Source organism: Burkholderia sp. ZZQ-2, assembly GCF_050768715.1.
Classification (GTDB): Bacteria; Pseudomonadota; Gammaproteobacteria; order Burkholderiales; family Burkholderiaceae; genus Burkholderia; species Burkholderia cepacia.
Genome location: NZ_LDVA01000330.1, coordinates 76,059 through 86,980 on the forward strand (window position 1 = coordinate 76,059; position 10,922 = coordinate 86,980).

The 10,922-nt window shown below is 68.0% G+C and carries 13 protein-coding genes; 5 read left to right on the top strand and 8 right to left on the bottom strand.

Annotation, left to right across the window (positions count from 1 at the left end; genetic code table 11):
- Positions 1-5 precede the first annotated feature (5 nt).
- Together crcB and ABY44_RS31160 are read left to right on the top strand one after the other, a co-directional pair.
- On the top strand, positions 6-392 hold the full coding sequence (crcB, locus tag ABY44_RS31155) for a fluoride efflux transporter CrcB (protein ID WP_027788140.1): 387 nt from the start codon (positions 6-8) through the stop codon (positions 390-392).
- A 23-nt stretch (positions 393-415) separates the two neighbouring features.
- Complete coding sequence (locus ABY44_RS31160; protein ID WP_059695990.1) at positions 416-766, top strand: DUF190 domain-containing protein; 351 nt, start codon at positions 416-418, stop codon at positions 764-766.
- A 12-nt stretch (positions 767-778) separates the two neighbouring features.
- Here ABY44_RS31160 and ABY44_RS31165 read toward each other — a convergent pair whose 3' ends face one another.
- Both ABY44_RS31165 and ABY44_RS31170 read right to left on the bottom strand, forming a co-directional pair.
- Positions 779-1,342, bottom strand: a complete 564-nt coding sequence (locus tag ABY44_RS31165; RefSeq protein WP_027788138.1) for a YggT family protein — start codon at positions 1,340-1,342, stop codon at positions 779-781.
- A 75-nt stretch (positions 1,343-1,417) separates the two neighbouring features.
- Positions 1,418-2,347 (bottom strand): Rossmann-like and DUF2520 domain-containing protein, encoded by a 930-nt coding sequence (locus ABY44_RS31170; RefSeq protein WP_027788137.1) that lies wholly within the window; start codon positions 2,345-2,347, stop codon positions 1,418-1,420.
- Between the two features lie 527 nt (positions 2,348-2,874).
- On the opposite strand from ABY44_RS31170, the gene ABY44_RS31175 reads away from it, so the two are divergent.
- The gene (locus ABY44_RS31175; RefSeq protein ID WP_021157078.1) at positions 2,875-3,177 is read left to right on the top strand and encodes a hypothetical protein; all 303 of its coding nucleotides are present in this window, start codon (positions 2,875-2,877) and stop codon (positions 3,175-3,177) included.
- Between the two features lie 124 nt (positions 3,178-3,301).
- Here the strand turns inward: ABY44_RS31175 and ABY44_RS31180 are convergent, their stop codons facing one another.
- Both ABY44_RS31180 and ABY44_RS31185 read right to left on the bottom strand, forming a co-directional pair.
- Entirely contained in the window at positions 3,302-3,970 is a 669-nt protein-coding gene (locus ABY44_RS31180) for a LysE family translocator (RefSeq protein WP_059695907.1), read from the bottom strand.
- Positions 3,971-4,028: 58 nt separating this feature from the next.
- Positions 4,029-5,585, bottom strand: a complete 1,557-nt coding sequence (locus ABY44_RS31185) for a UbiD family decarboxylase (protein WP_027788135.1) — start codon at positions 5,583-5,585, stop codon at positions 4,029-4,031.
- Here ABY44_RS31185 and ABY44_RS31190 point away from each other — a divergent pair.
- Both ABY44_RS31190 and ABY44_RS31195 read left to right on the top strand, forming a co-directional pair.
- Entirely contained in the window at positions 5,557-5,751 is a 195-nt protein-coding gene (locus tag ABY44_RS31190; RefSeq protein WP_124535574.1) for a hypothetical protein, read from the top strand. The genes ABY44_RS31185 and ABY44_RS31190 overlap by 29 nt on opposite strands.
- 430 nt (positions 5,752-6,181) lie before the next feature.
- The gene (locus ABY44_RS31195) at positions 6,182-7,291 is read left to right on the top strand and encodes a lytic transglycosylase domain-containing protein (protein WP_060083971.1); all 1,110 of its coding nucleotides are present in this window, start codon (positions 6,182-6,184) and stop codon (positions 7,289-7,291) included.
- A gap of 128 nt (positions 7,292-7,419) precedes the next feature.
- Here ABY44_RS31195 and ABY44_RS31200 read toward each other — a convergent pair whose 3' ends face one another.
- From ABY44_RS31200 to ribBA, 4 genes are all read right to left on the bottom strand, one after another.
- Positions 7,420-8,616, bottom strand: a complete 1,197-nt coding sequence (locus tag ABY44_RS31200; protein WP_027788133.1) for a pyridoxal phosphate-dependent aminotransferase — start codon at positions 8,614-8,616, stop codon at positions 7,420-7,422.
- A gap of 73 nt (positions 8,617-8,689) precedes the next feature.
- Positions 8,690-9,127 (bottom strand): transcription antitermination factor NusB, encoded by a 438-nt coding sequence (nusB, locus tag ABY44_RS31205; protein ID WP_027788132.1) that lies wholly within the window; start codon positions 9,125-9,127, stop codon positions 8,690-8,692.
- On the bottom strand, positions 9,124-9,642 hold the full coding sequence (ribH, locus tag ABY44_RS31210) for a 6,7-dimethyl-8-ribityllumazine synthase (RefSeq protein ID WP_011351235.1): 519 nt from the start codon (positions 9,640-9,642) through the stop codon (positions 9,124-9,126). Before ribH ends, nusB begins: the two co-directional genes overlap by 4 nt.
- Positions 9,643-9,695: 53 nt before the next feature.
- Entirely contained in the window at positions 9,696-10,838 is a 1,143-nt protein-coding gene (gene ribBA / locus ABY44_RS31215) for a bifunctional 3,4-dihydroxy-2-butanone-4-phosphate synthase/GTP cyclohydrolase II (RefSeq protein WP_027788131.1), read from the bottom strand.
- Positions 10,839-10,922: the final 84 nt, after the last annotated feature.

Consider the following 10,922-nt stretch of genomic DNA (forward strand, 5'->3'; position numbering starts at 1 on the left):
CGCCCTTGTTCTATTCGATCGTCGCGATCTTCGTCGGCGCCGGGCTCGGCGCATTGCTGCGCTGGTTCCTGAGCCTCGCGCTCAACGAATTCTTTCCCGCCGTGCCGCTGGGCACGCTCGCCGCGAACCTGATCGGCGGCTACGTGATCGGCATCGCCGCCGTCGTGTTCACGACCCGCGTCGGGTTGCCGCCCGAGTGGCGGCTGTTCGTGATCACGGGCTTTCTCGGCGGCCTCACGACGTTCTCGACCTATTCGGTCGAAGTGATGACGCATGCGTTGCAGGGCGAATTCGGATGGGCGTTTGCGGTGGCTGCCCTACACTTGACTGGATCGTTCGCGCTGACGGCGCTCGGCATGTGGACCGCGCGCGCATGGCTCGCGGCGGCCTGAGCGTGCCGCCATCGGAGGGAGCGATGGACAGGGTCTTCTTGCGTTTCTACGTGCACGAGCAGCACCGGCTGCACTGGAAGCCGCTGTGGGAATGGCTGCTGGAGGAGGCGAACCGGATGGGCGTCGCCGGCGGTTCCGCGTTTCGCGCGATGGCCGGCTTCGGCCAGCATCGCGTGCTGCACGAGGACCGCTTCTTCGAACTGCAGGGGTCGCTCGCGATCGAGGTCGAATTCATCGTCACCGAGGACGAGGCGCAGCGCTTGCTTGCGAGGCTGTCGCAGGAAAAGGTGCGCGTGTGCTACGCGATGATGCCAGCGCAATTCGGCGTGATCGACACGCTCGGCGCACCGCCGGCGCAGGGGCCGGCGGTGTAGGGTGCGACGGCGTCAGATGCCGAACATCGTCAGCGACACGGCGGCGCGCGTGACGATCATCAGCAGCACCTGCACGATCACGAACAGCAGGATCGGCGACAGGTCGATGCCGCCGAGATTCGGGATCACGCGGCGCAGCGGGTTCAGGAACGGCGCGGTGAGCTGGTAGAGGATCGGCATGGCCGGCGAGCGCGGGTTGAGCCACGACAGCAGCGCCATCAGGATCGTCATCCAGATCACGAGATTGAGCGCCCACTTCACGACGGTGAGCAGCGCGACCACGACGAGCGTCGCGATCACCGCGGCCGGGTCGAAGCCGGCCATCACGACCATCAGCACGACATAGACGAGCGCGGTGAGGAGGGCGGCGACAACGCTGGCCCAGTCGATGCCGCGCACGCCCGCGATCACGCGGCGCAGCGGCAGCACGAGCCAGTTGGTCGCCTGCAGCACGGCCTGCGTGACGGGGTTGTACGGCGGCACGCGGACGGCCTGCATCCAGACGCGCAGGATCAGCGCGGCGCCGAACAGCGTGAAGATGGTATTGAGCAGAAAACGGGCGATCTCGCCGAACATCGTTGGCATCCTTTTTATACGGTCAGTAGCGTGCGGCCGCCAACGCCGGATGGCGGCGCATCGGCCGACACCTTATCACGCCTCGTCTCGCGACGGGGAGGGGTGCGCGGCGGTGCGCGCGAGCGACGTTTCGACGGCTTCGGCGAGTGCCGGCAGCGACGCCGGCGGCGCCGCGCGCTGCGCCGCGAGCGCGACCGCGCGGCGCGTCAGCAACGCGTACAGCGTCGCGTGATCGCCGCCGAGCGTTTCAAGCAGTGCCAACTGGCGTTCGACGATGCCCGTATCGCCGCGCGACACGGGGCCCGAGAGCGCGTTCGCGAGCCCCTTGTCGCGTGCGGTCTCGATCGTACCGGCCAGCATCGGCAGCAGCGCGCGCAACGCGGCTTCCTCGTCGAAACCGAGGCCGCGCCACAGCTCGACCGCTTCCGCCAGCCCGCACAGCGCGAAGCTCGCCGCGTAGTGCGCGGCCGCGTGATAAAGCATCCGGCCGCCGGCCGGAATCGACAGCGGATGGCAGCCGAGTGCGGCGGCAAGTCGCATCAGCGTCGCATGCAGCGCGCCGTCGGCTTCGATCGTGACCGAGCAGCCGTCGATGCGGGCGAGGTCGGCGTCGGTGCCGCCGAACAGGTAGAGCGGATGGAAGCCGCCGGTGGCCGTGCCTTGCTGCTTCGCCGGATCGAGCAGCGCGACGGCCGACGCGCCGCTGCAGTGAACGACGGCCTGCCGCGCGGCGCGCGATGCGTCGAAGCGCAGCGCCGCGGCGGCGGACGCGAGATGGTCGTCGGGCACCGTCAGGAAGATCAGGTCGGCGGCGTCGGCGACCTGCTGCGGCGTGTCGACCGCCTGGCAGCCGTCGATGCGCGCGGCGAGGGCCGCGGCCGATGCGGGCGTGCGGCTCGCGATCGCGACGACCGGAAAGCCGGCCTGCGCGAAGCGCTGCGCGACACAGCGTGCGAGACGGCCGGCGCCGATGAAGCCGAGGCGGGGTGTGTCGGGGACGGACATGGCAGCGAACGTAAGCGAAAACGAAGCAACCGCCAGTATCGCAGGAATGACGGCGGGGCCGCGAAAGGGCAATTTCCGTGCGGACACGTGCGTGGCCGGCCGCTACGCGGCGCGAACGACGCATTTATCGATGCGTGTATCGGCGCCCGGCGCCACGGTCGATTCACGATCGTGGAATCCGACCCCGAAACATATCGCACCCGCGTCCGGCTTGAAACGTCGGCATCTTGTCTCAAATTTGTAATCGTTCATTACGATCGCGTGCCCGCCGCACGCGCCGTATCCGGTAAGACTGACCGGCCATGATGTTGCGACCCGACTCGTCGGACGGAACCGCGCGGCCCGCAAGGGTCGCCGAAGGTGCTGCGAGCCGCGCCGCACGGCGGTTCCGGCCGCGTGCGATTGCAATTTGCAACAAATGCCCGATACGTGAGGGACGGGTTTTCGCTACATTGCTTCCATGCGACGTGCATGCCCGCCGTTGCCGACAGGGGCGCATAAAATACCGCTCCAGCAGGAGAATCGAAGTGAAAAAGCTCATTCCGTTCATCGCCGCCGCCGCGCTGGGCCTGGGTGCCGCAAGCGCTGCGCAGGCTCACGTGTCGATCGGGGTCGGCATCGGTATCCCGGTCGCACCCGCGTATCCCGTCTATGCACCGCCGCCGCCCGTGTACTACGCGCCGCCGCCTCCGCCCGTCTATTACGCACCGGCGCCGGCCTACTATGCACCGCCGCCCGCCGTGGTCGTCGGCGGCTATGGTGGCTACTACGGTCGCCCATACTGGCGCCATGGTTACGGCGGCTGGGGCCATCACGGCTGGCGTCGCTGATTCGTCCCGCGCGGCCTGACCGCGCGTGGCAAAACGGCGCAGCGTCCCGAGCGGGGCGCTGCGCCGTTTTTCTTTTCGGGCTGCCGCCCGGCCTCGGTGCGCGGCCCGTGCAGGCCGGCTGCGATTACACCGCGTTCACGATCAGGTCGCGGTAGCCGCCGACGATCACGCTATACGAGAAATACGCGAACAGCAGCGCCGACGCGATGTGGCACGCGCGCATCAGCCCCGCGCCCGCGCGCTTGCGGCCCTGGCTCGCGAGCGTGCACATGAAGAGCGTCCATGCGAGGCCGCCGAGGAAAAAGCCCGACAGGAACACCGACGCGGTGGCCGGCGTGGTCGCGCCGGCTTTCGCGATCAGTGCGCCGCCGACCGCCGCGAACCACAGGATCGCGCTCGGCGACGACATCGCGAGCAGCATGCCGCGCAGGAAGCTGCGCCGCGCGCTCGCGCGCGGCTGCGGCGTCTCCTCGGCATCGTCGCCCGCCGCCTTGGCCGGTGCCAGCGCTTCCCGCGCCATCTTCCACGTGAGGAACAGCAGCACCGCGCCGCCGCCGATCCACACGATCCAGCGCACCGGCTCGAACTGCAGCAGCACGGCCATCCCGGCGAGCGCGAGCGCCGCATAGACGAGATCGCCGACGCACGATCCGATGCCGAGCCAGAAGCCCGGCCGGAAGCCGTGTGACAGCGTCAGCGACAGCATCGCGACGTTCACGAGGCCGATGTCGAGACAGAGCGACAGCGACAGAAAGAAGCCGTCGGACAGCATGGAGGTGGGCGGAAAGGTCATCTTCGTTGTTCTTGTTGCAATGGCAATCCACGGGCCGGCGGGCGCCGGCCGCGTGGCGTCAGAGTCCGATCTCCTGCCAGAGCCGATCGACGCGCGTCTTCACGGCGGCATCCATCTCGATCGGGCGGCCCCATTCGCGGCTGGTCTCGCCCGGCCACTTGTTGGTCGCGTCGAGCCCCATCTTCGAACCGAGGCCGGCCACTGGCGATGCGAAGTCGAGATAATCGATCGGCGTGCTGTCGACCATCACGGTGTCGCGCACGGGGTCGACGCGCGTCGTGATCGCCCAGATCACCTCCTTCCAGTCGCGGATGTTCACGTCCTCGTCGACGACCACGATGAACTTCGTGTACATGAACTGCCGCAGGAAGCTCCACACGCCGAACATCACGCGCTTCGCGTGGCCCGCGTAGCTCTTCTTCATCTGGACGATGGCCATCCGGTAGCTGCAGCCTTCGGGCGGCAGGTAGAAGTCGGTGATCTCCGTGAACTGCTTCTGCAGCAGCGGCACGAACACCTCGTTGAGCGCGACGCCGAGCACCGCGGGCTCGTCGGGCGGCTTGCCCGTGTAGGTCGAGTGGTAGATCGCGTCGCGGCGCATCGTGATGCGCTCGACGGTGAACACGGGGAACCACTCCTGCTCGTTGTAATAGCCGGTGTGGTCGCCGTACGGCCCTTCGAGCGCGTGTTCGTACGCGGCCGACGCGTTGCCGGCCGGGCGCGGCGGCGCGCCGGCCGGAGCAGGGGCGGGGGTGCCTTCCTGCGGATAAATGAAGCCTTCGAGCACGATCTCCGCGCGCGCGGGCACCTGCAGCGTGTCGACGCCGGGCGTCAGGCACTTCGCGAGCTCCGTGCGGCTGCCGCGCAGCAGGCCGGCGAACTGGTACTCGGACAGCGAATCGGGCACGGGCGTCACCGCGCCGAGCGTCGTGGCCGGATCGGCGCCGAGGACGACCGCGACCGGATACGGCTTGCCGGGGTTGCGCAGCGCGAATTCGCGGAAGTCGAGCGCGCCGCCGCGATGCGCGAGCCAGCGCATGATCAGCTTGTTGCGGCCGATCAGTTGCTGCCGGTAGATCCCGAGGTTCTGCCGCGACTTGTTCGGCCCGCGCGTGACCGTCAGGCCCCACGTGACGAGCGGCCCCGCGTCGCCGGGCCAGCAGGTCTGGATCGGCAGCCTGTTCAGGTCGACGTCGGCGCCTTCCCAGACGATCTCCTGGCAGGGCGGCGACGACACCGACTTCGGCGCCATGTCCCACACGGCCTTCGCGAGCGACAGCAGCTTGCCGGCATCCTTCAGGCTCTTCGGCGGATCGGGTTCCTTCAGCGCGGACAGCAGGCGCCCGAGATCGCGCAGCGAATCGAGCGCGGCGTCGTCGCCCGCGTCGACGCCCATCCCGAGCGCGACGCGGCGCGGCGTGCCGAACAGGTTGCCGAGCACCGGGAAATCGTAGCCGGTCGGTGCGTTGAACAGCAGCGCAGGGCCGCCGGCGCGCAGCACGCGGTCGCACAGCTCGGTCATTTCCAGCACGGGCGACACGGGCTGCGTGACGCGCCGCAGTTCGCCGAGCGCCTCGAGGCGCTGGATGAAATCGCGTAAGTCTTTGTATTTCATGAAGATGGTCCGGGCCACCCGGGTGGCGGGCAGCGATGGGCGGGCGCAGCGGCCGGCTGCGGCCCCGAATCGACCGACGATTTTACCCGCGCCGCCGCATGCCCGCCCGGCGGAGAAAAAAGTCGACCGCGCGCAAACCCCCTACGGCACGGGGCTCGCGATCTGAAGAGTGTCCGTAAATTACTTTTTGTTATAATTTCAAGGTTTTATAGTGTTGACGATCTATAAAACCCTGCTAGAATCCGCTCACATTGGCTGCAGGGTAAAAGGCTTCGAGCCGCCAATCACCGATCTTTGACGCAGCGCGTCACCGTCCGCCGATACCTGCACGGCGTATCCGACGGCCTTAGTCGTAGTCTCAGCCAGCGCCACCAGACGCTGGTTTTTTGCGTGGGTGCCACCGCGTATGCCCGCCTCGCCCAGTGTGCGAAGGTGCCGGCCCTCTTACACCGTGGCCTCGAACGGTACTTATACCGTTTCCCCGATGTCTGCACGTCCCAACCAAGGCGTGCGGCGTCGTGATTCCGCGGCGCGTTACCTGTCTCGCCATCGAGCTGAGCGAGCCGCACGAGTCATGTTCATGGGAGATGATCTGAATGAACGCTTGGTTATCGTGGCGTCCTAGTGAGCAGCATGCGCAATTCGTGCGCAGCATGCTGCGTCGCGGGACGCGTGTCAGTCACCATCTATTCAGCGTTGTCGGCTGTCTCGCGGTCGCGGTTGCACTCGCACTGTGGCTGCTGCCAACCGTGCGCGGCACGCTCGCCGCGAAGCTGATGCCGGTCGTATCCGCGGCCGTGCAAGCCGGCCCGGCCCGTCTGCTGACCGGCCATCCGCTGCCGAACTTCGCGCCCGCCGGCGCGCAGCCGCAGCAGGAAGACAGCCCTGAAACGGACGCGCTTGCGGTCGGCCTCGACGTCGCACCGGAAGCCAACGCGCAGGGCGATGCATCCGATCCGGCCCGCAACGGCCCGTCGCCCGTCGCGCTGGCGAAGCTGATCCCGACCCAGCGCGTGGCGGCCGATGCGCGTGACGACCGTGCGCTCGCGTCGAATCGCGAGCAGGCGCTGGTCGCGACCTACCTGTCGCGCCGTTACCGCGTCGCGCAGGAGCCGCTCGGCCAGCTCGTCAAGGCTGCGTTCCAGACCGGCCGTGACGTCGGCCTCGATCCGCTGCTGCTGCTGTCCGTGATGGCGATCGAATCGGGCTTCAACCCGTACGCCGAAAGCGGCGTCGGCGCGAAGGGCCTGATGCAGGTCATGTCGAAGGTCCATTCCGACAAGTTCGAGTATTTCGGCGGCACCGATACCGCACTGCAGCCGCTCGCTAACCTCCAGGTCGGCGCGCTCGTGCTGAAGGACTGCATTGCTCGTGGCGGTTCGCTCGCGAACGGCCTGCGCCTGTACAACGGCTCGACGAACCCGGACGACACCGCATACGGCGCGAAGGTGATGGCCGAGCGCGGTCGCCTGCGCGACGTGTCGCACGGCCGCAGCGTGCCGGTCAACGCGCCGCAGGCGCCGGCGAAGCCGATCGTCACGGCCGCCGCCGTGACAGCGGCAGCGGGCGGCGCGAAGCGCGTGCATGCGACGCTCGAAACCACGACGTCGGCGAAGTCGGCGGCATCGAAGGAAGCCGCGCCGCAGGACGACGCGAGCGTCGATACCGCGAAGTCGCACGGCGACCATTCGGAGCTCGGCGCGTAACGCACGACGGTAGCGCAGCACTGCACGGCTTCGGCCGGCAGGACATGAAAAAGGCACCCGATCAGGGTGCCTTTTGCTTTTTGCGGCGCGAGAAGCCGCCGGCGTGCCGGCCGAGGCTCAGTCGTGGCTCAGTGCTGCCCGAACAACGTCGCGAGCCGTTCGACCGCTTCCTCGAGCCGCGAGTAGGCCGTCGCATAGGACAGGCGGATATAGTCGCGCGGCGCATGGACACCGAAGTCCATGCCGGGCACCAGCACGACGCCCGCGTCGTGCAGCATCGCCGTCGTGAGCGCGGCGCTGTCGCCAGCCGCCGGGTGGGCGACGCCGCCGCAGTGCGCATACACATAGAACGCGCCGTCCGGCATCACGGGCACCGTGAAGCCCAGCCGTTCGAGCGCCGGTGCGATGAAATCGCGGCGGCGCTTGAATTCGAGCCGGCGCGCTTCGTAGATGTCGAGCGCCGCCGGCTCGAAGCAGGCGAGCGCCGCGTGCTGCGCGAGCGCGGACGGGCAGATGAACAGGTTCTGCGCCAGTTTCTCGAACGTGCCGACCAGCGCGGGCGGCACGACCAGCCAGCCGAGCCGCCAGCCCGTCATGCTGAAATACTTGGAGAAGCTGTTCACGGTGACGACGTCGTCGCCGAATGAAAGCGCCGACACGGGCGCCGCGTCGTAGCTGAGCCCCTGGTAGATCTCGTCGACGATCGTGAAACCGCCGCGTGCGCGCACGGCTTCGACGATCCGCTTCAGTTCGTCCGGTTCGAGCGACGTGCCGGTCGGGTTCGACGGCGATGCGAGCAGCACACCGCGAGTGCGGTCGCCCCAGCGCGTGCGGACGTCGTCCTCGGTGAGCTGGAAGCGCGCGTCCGGGCCGCTCGGCACGAGCACCGCGCGGCCTTCGGCCGCCGCGACGAAGTGCCGGTTGCACGGATACGACGGGTCGGGCATCAGCACCTCGTCGTCACGCCCGACGAGCGCGAGGCACGCGAGCAGCAGCGCAGCCGACGCGCCGGCCGTCACGACGATCCGCTCCGGGCTGATCGTGAGGCCGTAGGCACGCGCGTAGTGCGCGGCGATCGCCTCGCGCAGCGGTGCAATGCCGAGCGCGCTCGTATATTGCGTGACGCCGCGGCGCAGCGCGGCCGCAGCCGCTTCGACGACCGGCTCCGGCGCGGTGAAATCCGGCTCGCCGATGCCCATGTGGATAACATCGCGCCCGGAGGACTCGAGACGCTGTGCCTCCTTCATCAGTTCCATCACGTAGAAGGGCTGGATCGCGTCGACGCGTGCGGCGAGCTTGACGAGCGAATCGGTGGCGGTATTCATCGGGCGGGCAGGGGGAGGGGGCGTGACGAAAGAAAAAACGGGCGCATGCGCGCCCGTTCCGGACCAAACGGTATCAGCCGTTGCGGCGCGCCTGCGTTTCGGCGGGGCGCAGCTTCGCGGCGAGCTTGTCGAGCACGCCGTTCACGTACTTGTAGCCGTCGGAGCCGCCGAACGTCTTCGCGAGTTCGACGGCTTCGTTGATGATCACGCGGTACGGCGTTTCGACGTGGTGCGTGAGCTCGAACGTCGCGATGAGCAGCACGGCGCGTTCGACCGGCGACAACTGGTCGATCGGGCGGTCGAGCGACGGCGTCAGCGCTTCGACGAGCGTGGTGTGCTCGCGGATCACGCCGTGCAGGATCGCGTCGAGCAGCTCCTTGTCAGCCTTGTCGTAACCGAGCGCGCCGCGCAGTTGCGCGTCGATCTCGCCGGAGGACGCGTTCGACAGCAGCCACTGGTACAGCCCCTGCGTCGCCAGCTCGCGCGATTGTCGGCGGGCGCTCTTCTTCATGCGCGCTCCTCTTCGTCGTCTTCGTCTTCCTCTTCGTCCTCGTCGTCATCGCCGAGCTGGTCGAGCGCCATCGTCAGGTTGGCCATCTCGACGGCGACGCGTGCGGCGTCACGACCCTTTTCGGTCATGCGCGCGACGGCCTGCTCGTCGTTTTCGGTCGTCAGGACCGCGTTGGCGATCGGCAGGTTGAAGTCGAGGCCGATGCGGGTGATGCCCGCGCCGCTCTCGTTCGACACGAGTTCGAAGTGGTAGGTCTCGCCGCGAATCACCGCGCCGAGCGCGATCAGCGCGTCGAACTGGCCGCTTTCCGCGAGCTTCTGCAGCGCGAGCGGGATTTCCAGCGCGCCGGGCACCGACACGAGCAGCACGTCTTCACCGGTGACGCCGAGGCGTTCCAGTTCCTCGACGCACGCGTCGGCGAGGCCGTTGCACACCGGCTCGTTGAAGCGCGATTGCACGATGCCGATCCGCAGGCCGTCGCCTTCGAGATTCGGTTGGTATTGTCCGATTTCCATGATCTTGTCCGTGGTGTGGATGAACGGTTATAGGGCGAAAGCGTCGTGGCGGGTTACGCGTTGGACGCCGGGCAGGACTTGGCTTCGCCGCCGGGCATCGGAATGAAGCCCGTGACTTCCAGGCCGTAGCCGGACATGCTGCCCAGCTTGCGCGGATTCGACAGCACCTGCATCTTGCCGACGCCGACATCGCGCAGGATCTGCGCGCCGATGCCGAACGTCTTGAAATCGACCGGCCGGCGCTTCAGCACAGCGGCCTTTTCTTCCTCGTCGAACGCCTTGAAGACGTCGATCAGGTGTTCCTTCGTGTCGCCGCAGTTGAGCAGCACGATCACGCCGAGGTCGCGCTCCGCGATCTCGCGCATCGCGGCGTCGAGCGTCCACGAGTGCGTCGACACGCCCGTTTCGAGCAGGTCGAGCACCGACAGCGGCTCGTGCACGCGCACCGGCGTATCGACGTCGGGCGCGGGTGCACCGCGCACCAGCGCGATGTGCGGCGAGCCGCTCGGCTGGTCGCGGTACAGCACCGCGCGGAACGTGCCGTGCGCGGTCTGCATCGTACGCTCGGCGATCCGCTCGATGATCGATTCGGTGCGGCTGCGGTACTGGATGAGGTCGGCGATCGTGCCGATCTTCAGGTTGTGCTCCTGCGCGAATTCGATCAGGTCGGGCAGGCGCGCCATCGTGCCGTCGTCCTTGATGATCTCGCAGATCACCGCGGCCGGCGTGAGGCCGGCGAGCGCGGTGAAGTCGCAACCGGCCTCGGTGTGGCCCGCGCGCACGAGCACGCCGCCCGGCTGCGCCATGATCGGGAACACGTGGCCCGGCTGCACGATGTGCTCGGGGCGCACGTCGTGCGCGACCGCCGTGGCGATCGTGTGCGCACGGTCGGCGGCCGAGATGCCGGTCGTCACGCCTTCGGCCGCTTCGATGCTGACCGTGAACGCGGTGCCGTACTGCGTGCCGTTGCGGTAGGTCATCAGCGGCAGGTGCAGCTGCTTGCAGCGTTCCTGCGTCAGCGTCAGGCAAACCAGGCCGCGGCCGTACTTGGCCATGAAGTTGATCGCTTCCGGTGTGACGAATTCGGCGGCGATCACGAGGTCGCCCTCGTTTTCGCGGTCTTCTTCGTCGACCAGGATCACCATCCGGCCGGCTTTCAGCTCGGCGATGATGTCGAGCGTGGAGGCGAGCGTCATAAGGGGGCGAGAAAGAGGAAAGTGCGTATTTTACGCCAGCCGGGCGGCGTTTCGGCTGGCAGGGGCCGCGCGCCGCCGGCAAGC

Excerpts from the sequence above, each read along its gene's own strand:
- ABY44_RS31160 (WP_059695990.1), top strand. The coding sequence starts at position 416 with ATGGACAGGGTCTTCTTGCGTTTCTACGTGCACGAGCAGCACCGGCTG.
- ABY44_RS31165 (WP_027788138.1), bottom strand. The coding sequence starts at position 1,342 with ATGTTCGGCGAGATCGCCCGTTTTCTGCTCAATACCATCTTCACGCTG.
- ABY44_RS31170 (WP_027788137.1), bottom strand. The coding sequence starts at position 2,347 with ATGTCCGTCCCCGACACACCCCGCCTCGGCTTCATCGGCGCCGGCCGT.
- ABY44_RS31180 (WP_059695907.1), bottom strand. The coding sequence starts at position 3,970 with ATGACCTTTCCGCCCACCTCCATGCTGTCCGACGGCTTCTTTCTGTCG.
- ABY44_RS31190 (WP_124535574.1), top strand. The coding sequence starts at position 5,557 with ATGAAATCGCGTAAGTCTTTGTATTTCATGAAGATGGTCCGGGCCACC.
- ABY44_RS31185 (WP_027788135.1), bottom strand. The coding sequence starts at position 5,585 with ATGAAATACAAAGACTTACGCGATTTCATCCAGCGCCTCGAGGCGCTC.
- ABY44_RS31195 (WP_060083971.1), top strand. The coding sequence starts at position 6,182 with ATGAACGCTTGGTTATCGTGGCGTCCTAGTGAGCAGCATGCGCAATTC.
- ABY44_RS31200 (WP_027788133.1), bottom strand. The coding sequence starts at position 8,616 with ATGAATACCGCCACCGATTCGCTCGTCAAGCTCGCCGCACGCGTCGAC.
- nusB (WP_027788132.1), bottom strand. The coding sequence starts at position 9,127 with ATGAAGAAGAGCGCCCGCCGACAATCGCGCGAGCTGGCGACGCAGGGG.
- ribH (WP_011351235.1), bottom strand. The coding sequence starts at position 9,642 with ATGGAAATCGGACAATACCAACCGAATCTCGAAGGCGACGGCCTGCGG.
- ribBA (WP_027788131.1), bottom strand. The coding sequence starts at position 10,838 with ATGACGCTCGCCTCCACGCTCGACATCATCGCCGAGCTGAAAGCCGGC.